Origin of the sequence: Sulfurospirillum sp. UCH001, from assembly GCF_001548035.1 — a bacterium.
Lineage (GTDB): Bacteria > Campylobacterota > Campylobacteria > Campylobacterales > Sulfurospirillaceae > Sulfurospirillum.
In genome coordinates, this window is record NZ_AP014723.1 from 749,365 (window position 1) to 770,612 (window position 21,248).

General features: G+C 37.7%; 22 protein-coding genes. 16 read left to right on the forward strand and 6 right to left on the reverse strand.

The window, feature by feature from the left end; translation table 11 throughout:
• Window positions 1-8 precede the first annotated feature (8 nt).
• Window positions 9-1,757, reverse strand: a complete 1,749-nt coding sequence (gene aspS, locus UCH001_RS03750; RefSeq protein ID WP_067174456.1) for an aspartate--tRNA ligase — start codon at window positions 1,755-1,757, stop codon at window positions 9-11.
• A gap of 169 nt (window positions 1,758-1,926) precedes the next feature.
• Here aspS and UCH001_RS03755 point away from each other — a divergent pair, with 169 nt between their 5' ends.
• Complete coding sequence (locus tag UCH001_RS03755; protein ID WP_067174458.1) at window positions 1,927-2,766, forward strand: GGDEF domain-containing protein; 840 nt, start codon at window positions 1,927-1,929, stop codon at window positions 2,764-2,766.
• Between the two features lie 35 nt (window positions 2,767-2,801).
• Here the strand turns inward: UCH001_RS03755 and UCH001_RS03760 are convergent, their stop codons facing one another.
• Window positions 2,802-3,368, reverse strand: a complete 567-nt coding sequence (locus UCH001_RS03760; RefSeq protein ID WP_067174461.1) for a YajG family lipoprotein — start codon at window positions 3,366-3,368, stop codon at window positions 2,802-2,804.
• A gap of 100 nt (window positions 3,369-3,468) precedes the next feature.
• Between UCH001_RS03760 and UCH001_RS03765 the strand changes: the two genes are divergently transcribed.
• The 15 genes from UCH001_RS03765 to mrdA all read left to right on the forward strand — a co-directional run bounded on the left by UCH001_RS03765 (window position 3,469) and on the right by mrdA (window position 17,253).
• The gene (locus UCH001_RS03765) at window positions 3,469-4,347 is read left to right on the forward strand and encodes an NAD(+) kinase (protein WP_067174464.1); all 879 of its coding nucleotides are present in this window, start codon (window positions 3,469-3,471) and stop codon (window positions 4,345-4,347) included.
• A complete protein-coding gene (locus tag UCH001_RS03770; RefSeq protein WP_067178460.1) occupies window positions 4,344-5,885 on the forward strand; it encodes an AAA family ATPase in 1,542 nt (513 codons plus the stop codon). Before UCH001_RS03765 ends, UCH001_RS03770 begins: the two co-directional genes overlap by 4 nt.
• Before the next feature lie 101 nt (window positions 5,886-5,986).
• Entirely contained in the window at window positions 5,987-7,636 is a 1,650-nt protein-coding gene (locus UCH001_RS03775; RefSeq protein ID WP_067174466.1) for a lactate permease LctP family transporter, read from the forward strand.
• A gap of 123 nt (window positions 7,637-7,759) precedes the next feature.
• Complete coding sequence (locus UCH001_RS03780) at window positions 7,760-9,013, forward strand: diguanylate cyclase (RefSeq protein WP_067174468.1); 1,254 nt, start codon at window positions 7,760-7,762, stop codon at window positions 9,011-9,013.
• Complete coding sequence (locus UCH001_RS03785; RefSeq protein WP_067174470.1) at window positions 9,013-9,813, forward strand: TatD family hydrolase; 801 nt, start codon at window positions 9,013-9,015, stop codon at window positions 9,811-9,813. Before UCH001_RS03780 ends, UCH001_RS03785 begins: the two co-directional genes overlap by 1 nt.
• Window positions 9,814-9,850: 37 nt before the next feature.
• A complete protein-coding gene (locus UCH001_RS03790; RefSeq protein WP_067174472.1) occupies window positions 9,851-11,095 on the forward strand; it encodes a lytic transglycosylase domain-containing protein in 1,245 nt (414 codons plus the stop codon).
• The gene (locus UCH001_RS03795; RefSeq protein WP_173636811.1) at window positions 11,076-11,876 is read left to right on the forward strand and encodes a septal ring lytic transglycosylase RlpA family protein; all 801 of its coding nucleotides are present in this window, start codon (window positions 11,076-11,078) and stop codon (window positions 11,874-11,876) included. Before UCH001_RS03790 ends, UCH001_RS03795 begins: the two co-directional genes overlap by 20 nt.
• A gap of 1 nt (window position 11,877) precedes the next feature.
• Window positions 11,878-12,450 carry an imidazoleglycerol-phosphate dehydratase HisB gene (gene hisB / locus UCH001_RS03800; protein WP_067174474.1) on the forward strand — a complete coding sequence of 191 codons (573 nt, stop codon included), beginning with the start codon at window positions 11,878-11,880 and terminating at the stop codon, window positions 12,448-12,450.
• A complete protein-coding gene (locus UCH001_RS03805) occupies window positions 12,450-12,947 on the forward strand; it encodes an HAD family hydrolase (RefSeq protein WP_067174476.1) in 498 nt (165 codons plus the stop codon). Before hisB ends, UCH001_RS03805 begins: the two co-directional genes overlap by 1 nt.
• Before the next feature lie 50 nt (window positions 12,948-12,997).
• Entirely contained in the window at window positions 12,998-13,480 is a 483-nt protein-coding gene (locus UCH001_RS03810) for a hypothetical protein (protein ID WP_231963963.1), read from the forward strand.
• Window positions 13,481-13,945 (forward strand): lipopolysaccharide transport periplasmic protein LptA, encoded by a 465-nt coding sequence (lptA, locus tag UCH001_RS03815; protein ID WP_067174481.1) that lies wholly within the window; start codon window positions 13,481-13,483, stop codon window positions 13,943-13,945.
• Window positions 13,942-14,544 carry a ribosome biogenesis GTP-binding protein YihA/YsxC gene (gene yihA / locus UCH001_RS03820; protein ID WP_173636812.1) on the forward strand — a complete coding sequence of 201 codons (603 nt, stop codon included), beginning with the start codon at window positions 13,942-13,944 and terminating at the stop codon, window positions 14,542-14,544. The genes lptA and yihA overlap by 4 nt, the downstream gene beginning before the upstream one ends.
• Window positions 14,541-14,999 carry an N-acetyltransferase gene (locus UCH001_RS03825; protein WP_067174485.1) on the forward strand — a complete coding sequence of 153 codons (459 nt, stop codon included), beginning with the start codon at window positions 14,541-14,543 and terminating at the stop codon, window positions 14,997-14,999. The genes yihA and UCH001_RS03825 overlap by 4 nt, the downstream gene beginning before the upstream one ends.
• Entirely contained in the window at window positions 14,948-15,439 is a 492-nt protein-coding gene (locus UCH001_RS03830) for a hypothetical protein (protein ID WP_231963964.1), read from the forward strand. Before UCH001_RS03825 ends, UCH001_RS03830 begins: the two co-directional genes overlap by 52 nt.
• Window positions 15,436-17,253 carry a penicillin-binding protein 2 gene (gene mrdA / locus UCH001_RS03835; RefSeq protein ID WP_067174487.1) on the forward strand — a complete coding sequence of 606 codons (1,818 nt, stop codon included), beginning with the start codon at window positions 15,436-15,438 and terminating at the stop codon, window positions 17,251-17,253. Before UCH001_RS03830 ends, mrdA begins: the two co-directional genes overlap by 4 nt.
• A gap of 17 nt (window positions 17,254-17,270) precedes the next feature.
• Here the strand turns inward: mrdA and UCH001_RS03840 are convergent, their stop codons facing one another.
• From UCH001_RS03840 to metG, 4 genes are read right to left on the reverse strand one after another with little or no spacing between them, the layout of a single operon-like run.
• Complete coding sequence (locus UCH001_RS03840; RefSeq protein WP_067174490.1) at window positions 17,271-17,849, reverse strand: DJ-1/PfpI family protein; 579 nt, start codon at window positions 17,847-17,849, stop codon at window positions 17,271-17,273.
• Window positions 17,850-17,852: 3 nt separating this feature from the next.
• Window positions 17,853-18,272 (reverse strand): rRNA maturation RNase YbeY, encoded by a 420-nt coding sequence (gene ybeY, locus UCH001_RS03845; RefSeq protein WP_067174492.1) that lies wholly within the window; start codon window positions 18,270-18,272, stop codon window positions 17,853-17,855.
• An 11-nt stretch (window positions 18,273-18,283) separates the two neighbouring features.
• Window positions 18,284-19,288 (reverse strand): hypothetical protein, encoded by a 1,005-nt coding sequence (locus tag UCH001_RS03850; RefSeq protein ID WP_067174496.1) that lies wholly within the window; start codon window positions 19,286-19,288, stop codon window positions 18,284-18,286.
• A complete protein-coding gene (gene metG / locus UCH001_RS03855; RefSeq protein ID WP_067174498.1) occupies window positions 19,285-21,219 on the reverse strand; it encodes a methionine--tRNA ligase in 1,935 nt (644 codons plus the stop codon). Before metG ends, UCH001_RS03850 begins: the two co-directional genes overlap by 4 nt.
• Window positions 21,220-21,248 lie beyond the last annotated feature (29 nt).

Sequence of the window (21,248 nt, forward strand, 5' to 3'; positions counted from 1 at the left end):
TCTCTCCTTTATTTGGTTTTTTCTCTAAGTCTAATTCCAAGGTCACGTAATTGGTCATTTTCTACTTCGCTTGGTGCGCGAGTAAGAAGACATTGTGCTTTTTGGGTTTTAGGGAAGGCAATAACATCACGAATACTATCACTTTTCGTAATAAGCATCATCAGACGATCAAGTCCGATTGCCAAACCACCGTGTGGTGGTGCACCAAATTTAAGTGCGTCAAGCAAGAATTCAAATTTCTCATGCGCTTCTTCATCACTGATGCCAAGAAGGTTAAAGACTTTTTGCTGAATCTCTTTTTTGTGAATCCTGATACTACCACCACCAAGTTCAACACCATTGAGAACGACATCGTAAGCGACAGATTCCATCTCATCAATTGGGGTATTGTCAATATCTTTTGGCATAGTAAATGGATGGTGAAGTGCTTTTACTTTTCCATCTTCAACTTCAAACATTTCAAAGTCAACAACCCAAACAAACTCAAATTTGTCTTTAGGAATGATGTTCATTTGTTCTGCTAAGAAAATACGGAAACGTCCCATATAGTCAAGAACAAGTTTTTTTGGACCCGCACCAAAGAAAATAGCATCTCCTACTTGAAGGTTCGCTGCATCGACAATTTTTTGAAGATCTGTATCATCAAAAAATTTTGTTAAAGGTCCTTTGAGACCATCTTCTTTCATTTGGAAATACCCAAGTCCTGTAGCACCGAATTTTCTTACATACTCTTCAAAACCTTGCATTTGACGTTTTGAGAAGATATTGTCGCCATTTGGTACTTTGAGTGCTTTGATACGGTTTTTCTTAGTATCTTTCGCGATGTTGCTAAAAATTTCATTTTTACAGTTTGCAAAGATATCGATGACATCAATCATACTAAGGTCATAACGAAGGTCAGGTTTATCAGAACCATACTTCTCCATAGCCTCTTTGTATCGAATACGATTGAATGGGATTTGAATTTCATGTCCACATGCTTTGAAAACATCTTTCAAAAGATTTTCTGTGACTTTCATGACATCTTCTTGGTCGCAGAAACTCATCTCAATATCAATTTGTGTAAATTCTGGTTGACGATCTGCACGCAAGTCTTCATCACGAAAACATTTTGCTACTTGAAAATAACGATCAAATCCAGCACACATTAAAAGTTGCTTGAAAAGCTGAGGAGATTGAGGAAGCGCATAAAATTCTCCATTGTGTACACGACTTGGAACAAGATAATCTCTTGCACCCTCTGGAGTTGATTTGGTTAAGATAGGTGTTTCAACTTCCAAGAAACCTTGTGAATCGAGTGAATTACGAACAGCAACGGTTGCTTTACTTCTGAGTTTAAAAATTTCATATGATTTGTGGTTACGAAGATCTAAGTAACGATATTTAAGGCGTACATCTTCACCGACATTGTTATCGCCAATGACGAACGGAACGGTCTCACTTGCGTTTTCAATGATAAGTTCATCGACAATAATTTCGATTTTACCTGTTTTAAGGCGTGGGTTTTCTAGTCCTTCACCACGTGCTCTTACTCTACCTTTTGCTTTGAGAACAAACTCATCTCTGACATGAGAGGCAATGTCGTGTGCAGTGGCACTATCTGCTGGATCGCATACCAATTGAACAAGACCTGATTTGTCACGAAGGTCGATAAAGATAACACCACCATGATCTCTATGACTGTTTGCCCAGCCACACACTTCTACAATTTCGCCAATGTTGGCGACATCTAAATCTGTACAATAATGACTTCTCAATGTTTATCCTAAATGAAGGGTTCTTGTCGTACCCTTTGAATGTCGTTTTTTAAAAGATATTAGTATAGCTAAATGTAGCTTTTCTTTAGTTTATTTTAGAAAACATTGTCATCTTTTGTGGTACAATCCTTCACTTGCTGTTTAAAAAATTCTCTAATCTTGGGGTTACATGCATCCAGTTATGATTATCTTTGAATTAGCGTTACTCGTTATTGGTGCTCTTTTTTTAGTGCGTTCTCTTACTCCCATCAAGCGTTTGATTCTTGAACTTCCAGACGGAAATTTGAAAAAACGTTGGAAAGTTTTAAGTGTTCTTATCCTCTTTTTTATCATCTGTTATTTTGTTTTTGGATATAACCTTTGGCTTATGCGTGAAGAACTGAGTCTTCTTTCGATTGTTGTTTCCGTTATGCTTCTTTTAGAGGGTATATTTGCTTATGTCGTAGGACAGCTCGCGCTACAAACAACAAATGATGTAAAAGATATTGCGATTTTACAACATGAAAGTATCACTGATGCACTAACAGGGCTCAAAAATAGACGTTATTTTGATCAGAGAATTTGTGAAGAAGTAGCCCTCTCAAAACGGTATAAACTTCCTTTAACGTTGATACTACTGGATGTTGATTATTTTAAAAAAATCAACGATACGTATGGGCATACTGTTGGTGATGAAGTGCTGACAAACCTATCTAAACTTGTATTGGAAGTTGTGCGCGATAGCGATATCGTTGCACGTTATGGTGGCGAAGAGATTGCGATCATTACACCAAATACGAGTAAAGCGGAAGCTGAACTTTTAGCAGAAAGATTGCGTGGAAAAGTTGAAAAAACAACGGTTGCAATGGTTGGGGCAACACAAGAAATTGTTCAAGTTACCGTCAGTTTAGGTATTTGTTCTCTAAGCCCTGTCATTACTGACAAAGAAGCTCTTTTAGAAGAGTCGGATCAAGCGCTTTATTTAGCGAAAAAATATGGAAGAAATAGGGTGGTTGTGAGTAATTGGTAAGAGAGGAGGGAAGAGAATCTCTCTTCCCTTTAGTGTTACATACGTGTTAAACGTGCGACGATTTGATCGATACTATCTGCAAAGAGTGTGTATAAGAAAGGTTCTAAATCTTTAGAACTGTAAGATGGAGCAATCCATTTACTGCCTTTTTGTCTAAAGTTTTGTGTAATAACTTCATCACCTTTACGTACAACAACTTCGATTTCAATTTCACCTTTGAGATTTGCATCAAAGTTTTTATCATTGTAAACAATCTCAATGTCTTTGATCGCAACTTCAACCACTAAATTTGCTTCATTTGTTGACGCATTGGTGTTAAAGCCAGCGAGATTAAGGGCATAGCCCAACCCTTCAGTATATTTTTCAGCAAAGTTTTCATTGCTGTAGAAGTAGATTGTGTTGGTACTTTTTTGATCAACATAACCAATAATATTCTTCTTCGCACGTAAGTCTTTTACGGTTCGTAAATAGACGATTTTCTTATCACGTGAGAGTGGTCCTTGGTACTCTGCTTTGTAAGATTCTAAGTTCAGTGCTTCATTTTTGTAGGTACAACCACTGAATAACAACAGTGCCATAGCTACGAAAAAGAGATGTTTCATTGTAGTGCTCCTCGTATTTTAACCTCTTTAGAAGGTCTGTCATATCGGCGAATTATAGCATAAACACTGATTAATAAAAGACACGCTAGAATGAGTTATCATGAAAATAACCAATCATACTCAAAAATTAAAGACTATTTCGACAGTGGGACTTGTCAGCAAGCCCAATGATGGCACACTGTGTGGCTATGTGCATGAGATTGAAGCTGCACTGAGCAAACACAATGTCAAACTGTTGATAGAAGAGAAAAGTGCCCAAATATTGGGATGTGGTCAAGGTGTAAATTTTGATCAAATGTGCAAAGAGAGCGATTTTCTGATCTCTCTTGGTGGTGATGGTACACTGATCTCACTGTGTCGTAGAAGCTTGATGTACCATAAGCCTGTTCTTGGCATCCATGCCGGACAATTAGGCTTTTTAACCGATATTCAAACGGATGAGATTAGCCATTTTATTGAAGATCTTTTTATTGGAAATTACCGTATTGATACACGAATGATGCTAGAAGTCTCATTACATGTCAATGGAAAAGTTGAAAAAGTAGTTGCATTTAATGATGTCGTTTTATCGCGTTCAAAAATTTCTCATATGAGCAATATTAAAGCGTATGTTGATGGTCAACTTTTTAATTCTTATTATGGCGATGGGCTTATCATCTCAACCCCAACGGGTTCAACAGCCTACAATCTCTCCGCTGGTGGTCCTGTCGTTTTTCCCCTCACTGAAGCACTTATCTTAACACCGATTTGTCCACACTCCTTAACACAACGACCTTTGGTTTTGCCTGTTGATTTTGAGGTTTCCTTTGAAAGTGATGGGGATACCGTGATTGTTGTTGATGGGCAAGATACCTATACCATGAATGAAGTTGAACGTGTAAGTGTATGCATCGCGGAACAAGGTGCTGAGCTTATTCATAGTTTAGATCGTGATTATTTTGAAATTTTGAAAAAGAAATTGCATTGGGGGCATGTGTGATAGAGCGATTGTTAATAAAGAACCATCTCTCGTTTGCTGAGTGTGATATCGAGTTTAAAAAAGGTTTAGTCGTTTTTAGCGGTCCAAGTGGTGCTGGTAAATCTGTCTTAATGCAAGGCTTACTCTCCTTGTTTGGTTATGGAGAAGTTCATGCAGATGTTATAGAAGCTATTGTTGGGCAAAACTTAGGATTAGAAGCATTTGGATTTGAAGAGGAAGAACCGAATGTTTTTAAATTTCTTCGAGCAAAAAATGCGCGTTATTTTATCAATACACAAGCCGTTTCTAAAAAAGGAATGGTAGAACTCTCTCGAACATTTATCAATTATCTCTCCATGAAAGATAACAGTGAATTTGAGAACAATCGTCTTTTAGGCTTGCTGGATGGCGTTTGTGCAAGCAAAGAGCCTGCTCATACAGATAATGTGAGTAAATTTGAAACATTATTTAACGAATATAAAAACGTTAAAGAAGAGCTAGATCGCATTGAAGCAGAAGAGAAAAAAATTGAAGACCTTAAAGAGTTTGCACGTTTTGAAATAGCCAAAATCGATGAGGTCTCACCCAAGATCGGTGAAGATGAAGAATTGGTAAGTTTTAAAAAATCACTCTCTAAAAAAGAGAAGATCGAACAAGCTATGCAAAAAGCAAGTACGGTCTTTGAGCTTGAAGGCAGTGTTATAGAGGTTTTAAATCTTATCGAAGCCGATAGTAGCTTTTTTGATGCGTGCATGAATGAATTAAGACTCGTTTTTGAAAAACAAAATGAAACCTTAGAAGCACTCGAAGAGATTGATGTCGAATCTCTTTTAGATCGTATCGAAAAGATTGCACAGCTTAAAAAACGGTATGGCTCCATTGAAGAAGCCTTGGAGCACAAACAAAAGCGCCAAGAAGAACTTGCACGTTATGAAAACATTGCTTTTGAAAAAGCGCAACTTGAAAAAACAGTAGCTAAATATGAGAGCAGTGTCACTGAGCAAAGCCGTAAAATCAGCCAAGTACGCCAAAAATATCTCCCTTTATTGGAAGAGCGATTAAACGATTATCTTGCACAACTCTATATGCCAACACTTCATTTACGACTAGAAGAGGGTACCTTGTGCGAGTTAGGATTTGATGTTTTACACGTCAATCTTGGAAAAGTAGATCTTAAAAAAATAAGCTCAGGTGAGTACAACCGAGTACGCTTAGCTTTCCTTGCAACTCACAATGAATTTTTACTCTCAAAGGGTGGTGTTTTAATCTTAGATGAGATTGATGCAAATTTGAGTGGAAAAGAGTCCATGAGTGTGGCAAATGTTTTAAAAACGCTTTCAACTAAGTATCAAATCTTTGCAATCTCTCATCAGCCACAACTCTCTTCTGTGGCGAACCAACACTTTTTAGTGACCAAAGATGCTTCCCATGCAAGCCACGTTGTACCACTTCAAAACGAAGAACGCATTGTTGAGTTGGCCCGAATGGTCAGTGGTGAAAATGTCAGTGAAGAGGCAATTGTTTTTGCAAAATCCCTTTTAGAGAGTGCAAATTTGTAACATCTTTTTTGCACCTCTTTTCTGCTTGTTGTAAAAATCATACGATTATCATACCTTTCCTTTACTCTGCGTGTAGAGTTTACATTTATGAGGAGGTTTGTATGCAAACTTGGCAACAAGTTTATGCGCCCGTTGCGGGCAGTTTAGGACTATCAGCACTTGTGGCGCTGATCCCTATTGTCTTTTTCTTTCTAGCACTTGCTGTATTTAGAATGAAAGGTCATTTCGCTGCTACCATTACACTTGCACTTTCAATGATTGTTGCAGTCGTAGCATTTGGTATGCCTACCAACATGGCAGTTGCTTCTGCAGGTTATGGATTCTTGTACGGTCTATGGCCAATTGCTTGGATTATCGTAGCATCCGTTTTCCTTTATAAGTTAACGGTTAAAAGTGGTCAGTTTGGAATTATTCGTAACTCCATTCTTACGATTACAGACGATCAACGTATCCAAGTTATCTTAATTGGTTTTGCCTTTGGTGCTTTCCTTGAGGGTGCTGCGGGCTTTGGTGCACCTGTTGCAATTACAGCAGCAATTCTTGTAGGTCTTGGCTTTCAGCCAATTTATGCCGCAGGTCTTTGTTTGATCGCAAATACTGCACCAGTAGCGTTTGGCGCATTGGGTATTCCTATTTTGGTTGCGGGTAAAGTAACAGGCATCGATCCATTTTTAGTAGGTGCGATGGCGGGACGTCAGCTTCCATTCCTCTCTATCATCATTCCTCTTTGGATTGTTGCGATGATGGACGGTTGGAGAGGTGTAAAAGAAGTATGGCCAGCAGCGATCGTTGCAGGCGGTAGCTTTGCATTGTCTCAATATTTAACATCAAACTTTATTGGACCAGAGTTACCGGACGTAACATCTGCAATCTTTTCTATCGTTTCTTTAACTGTTTTCTTAAAATTCTGGAAACCGAAAAATGTCTTAAAAGGTCATGTATCAGCAGAGCTTGAAAGAGAGACACAAAAAGCGCATACAGGTGGAGAAGTTCTAAAGGCATGGTCTCCATTTATTATTCTTTCTATCATGGTAACCATTTGGACAACCAATGCTTTCAAAGCGTACTTTGCAAAAGGCGCTATTATGGCGGGTACCATTTTTAACTTTGAGTTTAGTAGCATCAGTAATGCGATTTTTAAAATGGCTCCAATTGTTGCTAAACCAACAGCTTTCCCTGTCATCTATACCTTTAACCCAATCTCTGCAACAGGAACTGCTATTTTCTTTGCAGCGATTATTTCTATGTTCATTCTTAGAGTTAATATCCGCACAGCGATTAAAACAATGGGTGAAACCTTGTTTGAACTCAAATGGGCAATTTTATCTATTGGTATGGTTTTAGGTTTTGCATTTGTTATGAACTACTCAGGTATGTCAACAACAATGGCACTTGTGCTTGCAAACACTGGTTTCTTGTTCCCATTCTTCTCTCCAATCTTAGGTTGGTTGGGTGTATTCTTGACAGGTTCAGATACTTCATCAAACGCACTCTTCTGCGGATTGCAACAAAATACAGCACAACAGCTTGGTCTCAATGAAACCTTGATGGTTGCAGCAAATACAACAGGTGGTGTATGTGGTAAGATGATTTCTCCTCAGTCCATCTCTATTGCATGTGCATCTGCAAGTATCGTTGGCAAAGAGTCAGACTTGTTTAGATTTACTGTAAAACACAGTTTAATTCTTGTTGCTATTATGGGCTTAATGACAATGGCACAAGCGTATATCTTTACGTGGATGATTCCTTAATTTACGCTCGTTTATACACTTTTTAGGCGGTGGTTTGATCCTCCACCGCCACCTCTTTAGAAAACTCCCAAAAAGTTTATGTTAAAATCAAACTAAGATTATATGTAATGTTTAGGATGATTGATGGCACGCGAAAAAATTTTAATTGTTGAAGATAACAAGGCACTTTCCAAACTCATCATTAAAAAAATGGAAACAAGTTTAGACTTTGATGTTGATGCAGCCTATACGTTTGAAGAGGCAAAAAGCCTTGTTGAAAAAAATAGTGACTATTTTGTAGCACTACTTGATCTTAACCTTCCTGACGCACCTGATGGCGAAGTGGTTGATCTGATCTTGTCGTATAAAATTCCTTCTATTATTCTTACAGGTACTATGGATCAAGAAATACGTGAAAAAATTTTAAAAAAAGATGTAATTGATTATGTGTATAAGGGCAATATTGATGATGTCAATTATATCTTTACACTCATTGAAAGGCTTCATAAAAATCGCGATATTAAAGTGATGATTGTTGATGATTCGATGGCAACACGCTCTCAAGTAAAGTCCCTTTTACAGCACCAGATGTTTAAAGTTCTTGTGGCTGCACATGGTGAAGAAGCACTTGCTTTTTTACGTGACAATCCTGATATTAAACTCATTTTGACAGACTATTTAATGCCTGTTATTGATGGTGTTGAACTCACCAAAGAGGTACGCAAGCTTTATAGTAAAAATGAGCTTTCTATTATTGCGATGACGGCAAGTAACCAAGAGCTCATTTCGGCTAAGTTTCTCAAAATTGGTGTCAATGATTTTATCAATAAACCTTTTACTAGGGAAGAGATTGCGTGTCGTATCAATAACTCCCTTGACTCTTTAGAATATATCGCTAAAATTGAAGATATGGCGCAAAATGATTTTTTAAGTGGACTAGCGAACAGACGATACTTTTTTGATGCGATGCAAACATATTATAAAGAAGCAAAAAAGAAAAATGAGTCTTTTGCGTTGGCGTTGATTGATGTTGATAGTTTTAAACAGATAAACGACACATTAGGACACAATGTTGGAGATGCCGTGATTGTTGAGCTCGCTAGGGCACTTGAAAAACAGTTAACACATGAGCATTTAATTGCGCGTTTGGGTGGAGATGAGTTTTGTGTCGTACTCAAAAATAGTGATCAGAAAAAAGCATTAGAATTTTTCTTAAAACTCAAAAATGCGATTTCTCCATTACATATAAAAGTAAAAGAGGCAAAAAATCTTAATGTAACTGTCTCTATTGGTGTAACATTTAATGATCTAGAGAGTGTCGAAGAGATGATCAATCAAGCCGATAAGGCACTGTATACTGCTAAAAAGAATGGAAAAAATAGGGTAGAGGTTGCTTGATGATTATTGATACGCACTGTCATCTTGATGATGCACGTTTTCGTGATGATGTTGATGATGTTATTAAAAATGCTTATGAACAAGGGGTGCAAGGTATTATCATCCCTGGTGCTGATATTGAAGATTTAAGCTATGCCCAAGAGCTTTCTCATCGCTATAGTCATATCTTTTTTGCAACAGGTATCCATCCATACCATCATGAACAGTATGACGAAAAAATACTACGATCTTTTTTGAGCGATGAAAAATGTATTGCGGTAGGAGAATGTGGGCTAGACTATTTTCGATTGCCAGAAGATGCCGCAGAAAAAGAGGCTGAAAAGCAGAAACAAAAAGATGTATTTGTAAAACAAATTGAGCTTGCCAAAGAGCTCAAAAAACCTTTGATTGTACATATCCGTGATGCAAATGAAGATAGCAAACATCTTTTAGTTGAAAAAAATGCTGATGTCGTTGGCGGTGTTTTACACTGCTATAATGCTTCAAAACATTTACTTGATTTAGCGGATAAAGGGTTTTATTTTGGCATTGGTGGCGTATTAACATTTAAAAATGCTAAAAATTTAATCGAAGTTTTACCGCTCATTCCTAAAGATAAATTGCTTCTTGAAACCGATGCCCCCTACCTTACGCCTATGCCGTATAGAGGTGAACGCAATGAACCTTCCTATACACTTTTAGTAGCTCAAAAGATGTCTGAGCTTTTAAACATAAGTGTCACTGAACTTCACAATTTGACCTCAAAAAATGCTTTTACACTCTTTAAAGCTTTAGAAAAGATAAAGTTAGATACAATCTAATAAATACTAAGCGATAAATACACACTAAAGGAGAGGCATGTATAAGGTTATTTTAATCCTTTTTTTCCTGTTTCAGAGTCTCCATGCTTTTTTAAATACCGATAATAACTACGAAAAACAACTCACCGCTCTTAAAAACTTCGACCTTCCAAACACCTTTTTAAAAGATTCTATCTTTATCTCAATGAAAGAAGATGTTGAAGTTTATAAGACCAAACACTTTTTGCGTACGCTAGAAAGTGGCGATCGTTTTGTGCCTATCTTGCAGAAAAAAATGCAAGAAGCAGGAGTCCCAACAGAATTCTTATACCTTGCTATGACTGAATCAAGTTTTGATCCTTATTCTTCTTCTCCTGCTAAAGCTTCTGGTCTTTGGCAGTTTATCCCAGAAACAGCGCGTCGTTATGGACTTGTTGAAAATGCTTTCGTTGATGAAAGACGTGATCCTATCAAATCCACAGAAGCTGCTATTGCATATTTAAAACGTTTACATGATATGTTTGGAAAATGGTATCTTGCTGCATTAGCGTATAATTGCGGTGAAGGTGCTGTTACAAAAGCGATTGCAAAAGCGGGTACAGATGACATTAATGTTCTCTTAGATGAGAGCCAAAAGTATCTTCCCAAGGAAAGCAGACTTTATATTCGCAAAATTTTGATGATGAGCTTTATCTCAGGTAGTACAGATATCATGCTTGACAATGGCTCTGAATACCTTTTAAATCGAGCCAATAATGCAACGTTTGTTTCAGTCTCTGTACCAAGTGGTACACACCTTAAAGATGTATCTGAAAGTATTGGTATTTCGTTACGTGAACTAAAATCGTACAATCCTCATCTAAAACACGCTTTCACTTCTCCTATCGGATCAAAAGGGTATCTTTATATTCCGCAAGATCGTCAAATTGCATTCACTCAAAATTTTGATCAAACCAAAGAGCCTCAAAAATATGCTGTTTACACCACCCAAAAAGGTGACTCTCTACAAAGTATTGCTAAAAGATATGGGATGAGTACTCAATCGTTAATGGAACTTAATAATCTTAAAAGTGCTGCACTCAAGCCTAAAACAGAATTGGTTGTCGCTGGTGGTACACCGATGCCAGTTTCAACTCCTGCCTCTACAAGTGGCGCTGAAAAAATTTATATTATTAAAGCAGGCGATACGATAGAAACTGTATCTAAAAAATACGATATTCCTGTCGCACAATTGATTAAAGCCAATAAGAAAAAGAATGCCCTTGTGAAAGTGGGAGAGAGTATTGTCATTCCGAAAAATTAGTGGATTAAGCCTTTGTGTTGTGATGCTTTTATCCTTTTATGGATGTGCTTCTAGAAACGATAGTTATGCTTATCGAGGTCCTCGTCCTACGCCTACAATGGCACCACCTGAAGGAAGCGGCCCTATTAATGATTCTGCCGCGATGCATAAAGCAACGATGCGTCCTTATACCATCGATGGAAAAACGTATACACCTACCATGGTTAGTGTAGGAGATTATTTTAGTGGAATCTCCAGTTGGTATGGTAAAGATTTTCATGGTAAAAAAACTTCCAATGGTGAAGTTTACAATATGTATGATATGACAGCTGCGCATAAAACACTTCCAATGAATACGATGCTTAAGGTGACCAATCTCAAAAATAATAAAAGTATTGTGGTACGTGTCAATGACCGTGGTCCTTTTGTTGGTACACGCATTATTGATCTCTCCTATACGGCTGCAACACGCATAGATCTTGTTGCCAATGGCACAGGTCCTGTTGGAATTGAAGTTATAGGTTTTGCTGGTGTTGTAGCCCCTGCAGGAGTTCCAAAAGAGAGCGTGGTTGAAACAGATTATCTCATCCAAATTGGTGCGTTTAGAAGTAAAGATGGTGCAACACGTTATGCTCAAAGCAATATGAATGTTAATAATCGCTACAATGCGATTATTAAAGAGGGAACCTTTGAAAATCAACCGATTTATCGTGTATGGCTGAAAGGATTTGGCAGTGAAGCAGAAGCCTCTGATTTCATTGCAAAAGGGCTTTATAAAGGCTCATTTATCGTAAGGGAATAGTATGCAAACAGTACAACGCATAACCAAAGAGACACAGATTAGTGTGGAATTAGAAATAAATGGTACAGGAACTGCCAATATTAAAACAGGTATTGGTTTTTTTGATCATATGCTTGAAGCATTTGCAAAACATTCATTCATCGATTTAACACTTAGTTGTAAAGGCGATACGCATATTGATTTTCACCACAGCGTTGAAGATGTAGGTATCGTTTTAGGACAAGCCTTGCGTGCTTCTATTTACCCAATTGAGTGCGTTGAGCGTTATGGAAATGCTGTTGTCGTGATGGATGAAGCTGCGGTTGAGTGTGCTCTTGATCTCAGTAATCGTGCTTATTTAGTCTATGAAGTTGATATGGAAGGCAAAGTAGGCGAGTTTGATGTTGAACTCGCGGAAGAGTTTTTTAGAGCGCTTATAGTGAATGCTGGCATAAGTGCACATATCGTAGCACGCCGTGGAAAAAATAAGCATCATCTTTTAGAGGCTGCGTTTAAAGCATTTGCTGTCGCACTTCGTCGTAGTCTTGTTAAAAATGAACGTGCTGGAATTCCTAGTACTAAGGGTGTATTGTAATGATTGAATTATTGGTTTTTGATGTGGATGGTTGTCTTACCGATGGTGGAATTATGTATGGCAACAGTGACGTTGAAGAGTTTAAAACGTTTCATGTTAAAGATGGTTTTGGTATTGTTTCATGGATGAAGTTAGGTAAAAAAACAGCCATTATTACAGGGAGAAGTTCACGTGTTGTAGAGCGTCGTGCAAAAGAACTTGGCATTACGTATCTTTATCAAGATGTGAAAAATAAAAAAGCAGTCTTGCAAGAGATATTAGAAAAAGAAGGACTTCGTTTTGACCAAGTCGCCGCTATTGGAGATGATTTGAATGATTTATCTCTTTTACGTGCAGTTGGACTCTCTTTCGCTCCAGCAGATGCTTTGCCGATGGTGACAGAATCTGTTAATATTGTGCTTACAAAAGAGGGTGGAAAAGCGGCAGTTCGAGAGATGATCGACATTGTAGTCGAAAAAGAAAACTTGAGTGAGGCATTTGTAAAACTTTGGCTCTAAAACTTCTTTCATACACAACATTACTTTTCTTCGGCATGATGATATTTTTAATGATTAAAGAGCCGTACACCATTAATATTGTAGATACTGATGGCAATTTAATTCCTGAAGTAGAGCTCTTTAATGCTCAAAACTATCAGATTAAAGAAGGATTGGTAGAGAGTATTGTGCATTCAGAACGTGTAGCACGTTTTCAGGATTTTGATAAACTGTATGTCATCAATGCAGGACATAAAACCAAAGATGGATTACGAGGTGTTTTAACCTCAGATGAGGGTGTACTGCAAAATAATATTATGCATTTTAAAACGAATTCGCATTATTATAGAGATGATGGCGTTTCTTTGGATGGTGAAGACATCTTTTATGACCTTAAACAAGAGATTTTAAGCAGTGAAAAACCCTTTATTTTTGCACAGCAACAGAGCCGTAGTCATGGGCTTTCATTTGTTTATCAGATGAAAGAAGGCACAATAAGTGCAACAAATATACACTCCTTTATACAAGAACCAGTAGGAAAGAAGAAAAAATAGATGAAAAGACTTATAGCACTTTGTTTAGGTATTTCAAGTATGCTTGTAGCTGCAGAAGTTGAAGTGACAGCAGAGAAATTTTTTGCAGATGAAAAGAAAAAAATCAGTATTTTTGAGGGACATGTTGTTGTCATCAAAGAGGGTGATAAGTTGACTGCAAAAAAAGTGACCATAGAATTTGATGATAAAAAACAGCCTATCCGTTATATTGCTACAGGTGATGCAAAAGGCAACTTAACGATGAACCAGAAGAAGTATTATGGTGAAGCAGAAAAAATGACATATGAGCCAAGCAAAAGCCTTTACACATTAGAGAAAAAAGCATTTTTGCATGAGATTGAAACCGATAAAAAAGTGTATGGTGATTTTATTCGCGTAGACCAAATCAGTGGTCACTATGAAGTAGATGGCAAAGGTGCTGCACCTGTAAAATTTATCTTCAAGGTTGAGGATAAAAAACAGTGATCAAAGTTAAAGACGCTTTCTTTGTGAAGTCTGCTTCCAAAATGGAAGAGACGACACCAGAAGGTATGAGCGAGGTCGCGTTTATTGGGCGAAGTAATGTGGGTAAAAGCTCCATTATTAATGCACTGACCAATAAAAAAGGACTGGCAAAAAGCTCTTCAACCCCAGGTAAAACACGGCTTATCAACTTTTTTCAAATTGTTTTGAGCAAGGATGAAAAAACATACCATGCGCAGTTGGTTGATCTTCCAGGCTTTGGATATGCAAAAGTATCTCACAGCCTTAAAGAAGAGTGGCAGAAAAACTTGACAGATTATATTAAAAGACGTGCTTCCATTCGTACATTTGTACACCTGATTGATTCAAGACACCCTTTCTTAGAGATAGATCAAGCGGTACATGACTATTTACAAGAAATTGTAAGACCTGATCAGACTATTTTACGTATTTTTACGAAATTGGATAAATTAAAACAGAGTGAAATTAGTGTGATTAAAAAAAATTATCCAGATGCTATTTTGGTTTCTAGCAGTAGTAAAAAAGGAATTGACAAGGCTTTGAACGCTATTTTTGAAACGCTTTTTGGAGAGAAATTATGATTACTTATACCAAAGCAAAACTCAGCGATATTGTACATATGCAAGATGTTGTTAAGCCAGAAGTAGAAAAAGGTATTATTCTCTTTCGAAGTTCGGATGAGATGGCAACCAATATTCGTTCTTACATCTTAGCGAAAGAAAACGATCAAATCATTGGATTTGGCGCTCTACATTTTCATGCCGATGATCTAGCAGAAATACGCAGTCTTGTTGTAAAAGATGGTTGTAGAGGTAAAGGTGTTGGTAAAGGAATAATCGAAAACCTCCTAAAAGAGGGTGAGTCATTAGGTGTTAAAAAAGTCTTTACACTAACGTATCAAAAAGCTTTTTTTGAATCAGTTGGTTTTAGTGAAATTCCTAAAGAGGCGCTTCCTGCTCATAAAATTTGGGCGGATTGTATTAAATGCAAACATTTTCCAATATGCGACGAAATAGCGCTGATCAAAACTATCTAACCCTCTTTTGGATCAGTGGATGGCTACTTGCTGGCCTTGTAATGTCATCACTTTATCCATTTATCCCTTCTTTTGTGGGCGTGGTTTTTTGTTATCTTATTCTTAATTTTAATCGACATGAAGAAAATGCTATGCCCTTATTTTTAGCATTTCTCTATCTATGTGTGTATGACCTCTCTAAAGGTTTTTATCTTTTTTCATACGTGATTTTATTTGTAATTGTTTACAAGTTTGCAATTTATAAAATTCAAAATGTTATTACATGCGATAATTGTATTTTAGCGGCATATGTGAGCATCGCTTATCTTGGACATTTTTTATTGAATGCTTTTTTTGCGTATTTGGACAATGAGACATTTCCTTATTTTTCAAATTACTATTTTTACTATATCGCGATTGATTCTATTCTCTCCTTCATGTTTTTTAGGGTGTCCCGGTGAGAATTAAGATTACGCTTGCTATCTTCATTTCGGTGTGGATTGCTCTTTTAGTACGGGTTTATTATATTAGCATTAAGTCCAATGCATATTATGAAGAGATAGCAAAACAAAATGCGGTTAAAGTAGAAGAACTTGCGCCTTTACGTGGAGTTATCTTAGATCGCAAACTTAAACCTCTTTCTGTCAATCGTTTAGGTTTCTCAATTGGATTAAAACCAAGACTAAGTCTCAAATCAAATCGAACTGTGTTAGAAGAAGAGATTGCTTTTTTAGCAGAGACATTGCCAGATGCGAGTGTGAAAGATATGATGAAAGAGTATGTCAAAGCAGACTCTGCATACAATCATGATTTTGTCGATGTTATTAGTTTTATCCCCTATGAAAAACTGATTCCACACTTTGCCAAAATCGCGCAACATGACAACCTTCAGATCAAAATTACTTCTAAAAGGCATTATCCTTATGGCTCGCTTGCCTCACATGTGATTGGTTATGTGGGTAAGTCAAATACTCAAGATGTTGCAGAAGATGCTACAGCCAAGCTAGTAGGTTTTTCAGGTAAAACAGGTATTGAGAAGTACTATAATACTGTTTTGCAGGGTATTAAAGGTGAAAAAAAGACAAAAGTAACAGCGTTTAACCAAGAGATTGAGCAGGTGAGTAAAACACTGCCTGTCAGTAATGATCTTGTGCTTAGTCTTGATTTAGAATTGCAACGTTATATTGCAGAACTTTTTGGAGATGATAGTGGTGCTGTGGTGGTTATGAATGCTAAAAATGGTGAAATATTAGCAGCAGCCAGTTTCCCAGAGTATGATTTAAATAAATTCGTGAGCGGTATCACTCGGGAAGAGTGGGCAATCTTAGCAAATGATTTAAACCATCCTTTTACCAATAAACTCGTTAATGGTCTCTACCCTCCAGGCTCTGTTGTCAAAATGGGCGTGGGAATGGCAATGATGAATTCTGGCATTATTACTCCCAATACAACGTTTGAATCTACCGGTACGATGGAACTTGGTGGACGGGTGTTCCGTGATTGGAAAAAAGAGGGACATGGTATGATCTCGTATGTTCGAGCAATTCGTGAGAGTTGTGATGACTACTTTTACAAAGCAAGCCTCAAAACGGGTATTGATATTATTGCACCATTTCTTTCTAAAATAGGATTTGCTGCAAAAACAGGTATTGATCTTCCTCGTGAGTTTATGGGAACCGTACCAAGCCGTGAATGGAAAAAAGCACGCTTTGGTAAGGGATGGTCACAAGGTGAAACGCTCATTAGCTCCATTGGTCAAGGATACTTCCTTGTAACGCCTGTTCAAGTAGCCAAATATACCGCTTTCTTAGCGACAGGTAATGGAGTTACCCCTCATTTTGTAAGTAAAATAAACGATGTTCCACTTGATTTTCCAGTTGATCCTAATATTGTCAGTGAGAGCGAAAAACGCTATCTAAAAGTTACTCGTGAGGGTATGTATGAAGTTGCCAATGTCCCTGGTGGTACGGCATTAAGACATATCAATGTAACAGCACCTTTTAAAATCGCTGCAAAGACAGGAACAGCACAAGTTGTTGGTATTTCTCAAACTGATAAAAAACGTATGCGTGAAGAAGATATGGACTATTATCAACGCTCTCACGCATGGTTAACAACGTATGGCCCTTATGAAAATCCTCAGTATGTTGTCACTGTTTTAGTTGAGCATGGAGGTCATGGTGGTAGTGAAGGTGGACCAATTGCCTCTAAAATCTTCGATAAGCTTTATCAAATGGGTTATATCACTATCGATACTCCTACTAAAGGAAAATAAAACGTTTTTAGTGTGAATTAAAGATGCGTTATATTGATTTTATATTCAATTTTATCAGCAACTTCTTGCGCTAAGGTAACCCCAAAGAGTTCACGTAAAAGATAAAATCCCAATTCCAATCCTGAACTGACTCCACCTGCGGTAATAATCTTTCCATCATGTACTACTTTGGAAGAGACAACGTTAACACCATAATTTGCCAGTTCATCAAAGGCACTATGATACGTTGTTGCTTCTTTACCTAAGAGCATACCCGCTTCTGCAAGAAAAAACGCTCCTGTGCATACGGACGCAAGGTATGTCAACTCTTCGTAACGTGTTTTGATGAATGTTTGTATCATAGATTTTTGCATCCATTCACTTCGGCCTTTTCCACCAGGGAAAAGTAAAATATCTAAGGGAGGGCAATTCTTCAAAGTGACATCGGGGAGGACTCGAAGACCATTGAATGCGTGAATGGGCTCTTCTGTTGGAGCGATAAGAAGGACTTTTGTACTATTGGATTGTATTTTATTGATATAGCTTAACACTTCAAAAGGGGCTACAAAATCAAGCTCTTCGACTTGTGGAAAAATCACAATACCAATCGTTACCATACATTACTCCTCTGTGCGAACAATTAAACTTTCTGGTAAATTATACTGCTTGATCCATGCTTTTTCTTCTTCTCTCATTTCTCCATGATCAATTTCATGATCAAAGCCTAGTAAGTGCAGCATCCCGTGGATAAAAAGAAGCGTTGTCTCTTCCTCTATAGTATGACCTAACTCTTGTGCTTTTTGAGAAGCTAGCTCGTAGTTAATGACAATAGAACCAAGAGGGGCATGTGGAAAATCATCAACAGGGAAGCTTAACACATCTGTCGTTTTATCCATACCCCTATGTTCAAGATTGAGCTCGTGCATACTTTGCCCATCAATGATGAGCAGTTCAACCTCTTTTGATGTATGCTCTTTGCAGATTTTTTCCAAGATATCAAGCTGTAAAGGTGTATTGGATTCGTTATCGATGAGTAACATAAAAACTCCTTTTAAAAGAGGCTAAGTTGGGTTGTAGATGTTTTGGTAAACAAAGGCTCAAAATCTTCTCTATCACCTAAAACAAGAGCATATTGAAATGATTTTTGACTTAAAATGGCGAGATCTTCGATGGTTTCAAAATAAAAAATCTCTCCTTTAAAAGCAAAAGTATTTTTGTGTTGTTTTGGAAGGCAGAGAATAAGCTTTGAAAAATCAATCTGTGATTGTACATAAGAGATCAACGTTGAAAAAAGCGTTTCTTGTGGTTCAAAAATAAGCGCTTTTGAACTACTTCCAAACTCTTTTTTGCATAAATTTTGAGTAATGAATTGCGGATAGCAATGTTCATTAAATCCAAGGTGTTCTAAGGTATAGGAAATAGTATGCGTATCACAAAACGTTAGTAATGCGAGGAGCTCTTCCACAAAAAGAGAAGGAATTTTTTGCTCTACATAATAGCGATCTTGGTAGCCAAAAGAGCTCAAAAACAACCCTTTTTGAGCGATCGTTGGCTTTGTATGCACGGTAGTTTCAATTTTGTGTGCAACAGGAGCGATTTGTTCAGCTAATGCACGATTACTAAGGCAAAAGCGATCTTCTTCTTTTGCCGCGAGAATGGTTTTAGAAATCGTGAAAAGATCATCTCGTAAGTATTTGATACTGCGAGGTGTTTGAATCATCTCTAAAAGAGCAGCTTGCACAGGCGAGAGTACTATCATCTCAAGTGACTTTTGTGTAATGGTATAACGTAAAAGTTTGATAAGGATATGTTCTATAGAGCGTACTTCGATCCAAGCGCACTCATCATCTTCGTGTTCAAATGTAAGGGTAGTAACAATGGCATAAGCACCTTTTAAAAGGGCTTGATGAATTTGTTCGCGTGATGCGTTAATATCAATAAAGAGATCGCCATGTGAGACACGAGAGGCATCGAGGCAGATAGTAGCAAACGCATCAATAGGAGGCGTTGTAATAAGCCTCCCATCAATGATGCGTACAAAGTTGTCTATTTTCATCCAATAGATGCGCCAGTTTGGCGTGGTCGTTCAGGTCGTACAAGGCAAAGTCCCTCTTTATCTTTAGCCGCTAATAACATACCTTGGCTGAGTAATCCTTTGATGGTTGCAGGCTTCAAGTTTGCTACAACACACACTTGAGTGTTGATAAGCTCTTCAGGAGTGTAATATTCACGAATACCCGCAACAATTTGTCTAGGTTCACTCTCACCAAGATCGACTTTGAGTTTTAAGAGACGATCACTTCCCTCTAAGATACTCGCTTCTAAAACGGTTCCAATTTTGAGAGAGGTTTCAAAAAATTGATCAATAGTAATGATAGACTCAATTTTTGCCTCTTTTTTATCTTTTTTTGCAGGTGCAGCTTCAACCACAACAGGTGGTGTTGGTTGTGCCATCAATTCTTCTTCAATACGAGGGAAAAGAGGTGGTACTTTTTCAATTGGGAATTCATCTAAAAAGCTTTTTCTAACAACATATTTATCATAGTTTGCTGTTGTGATCTCAAAGCCTAATGCTTTAGCAATCGTTACAGTCGTTTTTGGCATAACAGGATGGAGTAAAATTGCAACGCGTGCCAAGATATTCGATACCAATGCCACAAGTGCGAGTGCTTGATCAACTTTGCCTTCTTTGATTTTTACCCATGGCTCATGCACGGTAATGGCTTGATTCGCAATACTAAGGGCTTTCCATAGATCTTCTAAATAACGGTTCGTTTGAAGCTCTAAAAGGTTGTTTTCTACATTTTTTAAAATCTCATCGACTGCCGCAAGTTCGTTTGCATGGAAATTGCTTACATCTTTAGAATTAACCACACCATTGCTGTATTTGCCACTCATACCTATGATACGATTGAGGAGGTTTCCAAGTTCATTCCCAAGGTCTGAATTGATGCGATCCATCAACGCTTTTTGGCTAAAGTCACCGTCTTGACCAAACGGAACTTCACGAAGCATAAAATATCTAAAGTTTTCTAAGCCATACGCATCAGCAACCTCTTTAGGGTTGACGACATTGCCTTTGCTTTTACTCATTTTCTCGCCATTACGTGTCCACCAGCCGTGTGCCGCAACGTGTTTTGGCAGAGCCAAACCAAGGCTCATCAAAAATGCTGGCCAGTAAATCGCATGAAAACGAAGAATGTCTTTACCCACAAGATGAATGGTTGCCGGCCAAAAGTCCATATTTTTCTCATCGGTACCATACCCTAAAGCAGTTGTGTAGTTAAGAAGGGCATCAAGCCAAACGTACATCACGTGTTTATCATCGTTCATGGAAGCAGGAAGTTTTACACCCCAATCAAAGCTGGTACGCGTGATGGAAAGATCACGAAGTCCTTGTTTGACAAAGCTGATGACTTCATTTTTTTTGCCTTTTGGAAGGACACATTTCTCATCGTTGTTGTACCATTTGATAAGGTCTTCTTGGTATTTTGAAAGTTTAAAGAAGTAGCTTTCTTCTTTGACTAAACGTGTGAGCTTGCCACAATCAGGGCATTTGTCTTCATCAACGAGTTGGGTGTCTGTAAAGAATGTTTCACAGCTGACACAGTAGTGACCTTCATATTCACCTTTGTAGATGTCACCTTTGTCAAACATCACTTGAAAGGCTTTTTGAACACCTGTTTTATGCTCAACATCGGTAGTACGAATAAATTTATCGTAGCTTATTTCAAACTCATCCCAAAGTGCTCTAAATTTTCCACTGATTTCATCAGCATAGGCTTGTGGTGTTTTACCACGCATTTTTGCCGCTTCTTCAATTTTTTGACCGTGCTCATCGGTACCTGTTAGAAAATAGGTCTCATAGCCTTTAAGACGGTAGTAACGTGCCATGGTATCTGCGATAATGGTCGTGTACGCATGTCCGATGTGAGGAACATCGTTAACATAATAGATCGGGGTTGTAATGTAGGCTTTTTGAGACATCGTTCTTCCTAGTTAAATTGATTCATTAA

What these genes read in the sequence shown, in the direction of transcription:
- UCH001_RS03765 (WP_067174464.1), top strand. Translation starts at nt 3,469, where the DNA reads ATGAAAATAACCAATCATACTCAAAAATTAAAGACTATTTCGACAGTG.
- UCH001_RS03805 (WP_067174476.1), top strand. Translation starts at nt 12,450, where the DNA reads ATGATTGAATTATTGGTTTTTGATGTGGATGGTTGTCTTACCGATGGT.
- UCH001_RS03790 (WP_067174472.1), top strand. Translation starts at nt 9,851, where the DNA reads ATGTATAAGGTTATTTTAATCCTTTTTTTCCTGTTTCAGAGTCTCCAT.
- metG (WP_067174498.1), bottom strand. Translation starts at nt 21,219, where the DNA reads ATGTCTCAAAAAGCCTACATTACAACCCCGATCTATTATGTTAACGAT.
- lptA (WP_067174481.1), top strand. Translation starts at nt 13,481, where the DNA reads ATGAAAAGACTTATAGCACTTTGTTTAGGTATTTCAAGTATGCTTGTA.
- UCH001_RS03810 (WP_231963963.1), top strand. Translation starts at nt 12,998, where the DNA reads ATGATTAAAGAGCCGTACACCATTAATATTGTAGATACTGATGGCAAT.
- UCH001_RS03840 (WP_067174490.1), bottom strand. Translation starts at nt 17,849, where the DNA reads ATGGTAACGATTGGTATTGTGATTTTTCCACAAGTCGAAGAGCTTGAT.
- UCH001_RS03785 (WP_067174470.1), top strand. Translation starts at nt 9,013, where the DNA reads ATGATTATTGATACGCACTGTCATCTTGATGATGCACGTTTTCGTGAT.
- UCH001_RS03780 (WP_067174468.1), top strand. Translation starts at nt 7,760, where the DNA reads ATGGCACGCGAAAAAATTTTAATTGTTGAAGATAACAAGGCACTTTCC.
- UCH001_RS03755 (WP_067174458.1), top strand. Translation starts at nt 1,927, where the DNA reads ATGCATCCAGTTATGATTATCTTTGAATTAGCGTTACTCGTTATTGGT.
- ybeY (WP_067174492.1), bottom strand. Translation starts at nt 18,272, where the DNA reads ATGTTACTCATCGATAACGAATCCAATACACCTTTACAGCTTGATATC.
- UCH001_RS03760 (WP_067174461.1), bottom strand. Translation starts at nt 3,368, where the DNA reads ATGAAACATCTCTTTTTCGTAGCTATGGCACTGTTGTTATTCAGTGGT.
- UCH001_RS03850 (WP_067174496.1), bottom strand. Translation starts at nt 19,288, where the DNA reads ATGAAAATAGACAACTTTGTACGCATCATTGATGGGAGGCTTATTACA.
- UCH001_RS03825 (WP_067174485.1), top strand. Translation starts at nt 14,541, where the DNA reads ATGATTACTTATACCAAAGCAAAACTCAGCGATATTGTACATATGCAA.
- UCH001_RS03775 (WP_067174466.1), top strand. Translation starts at nt 5,987, where the DNA reads ATGCAAACTTGGCAACAAGTTTATGCGCCCGTTGCGGGCAGTTTAGGA.
- hisB (WP_067174474.1), top strand. Translation starts at nt 11,878, where the DNA reads ATGCAAACAGTACAACGCATAACCAAAGAGACACAGATTAGTGTGGAA.
- UCH001_RS03830 (WP_231963964.1), top strand. Translation starts at nt 14,948, where the DNA reads ATGCAAACATTTTCCAATATGCGACGAAATAGCGCTGATCAAAACTAT.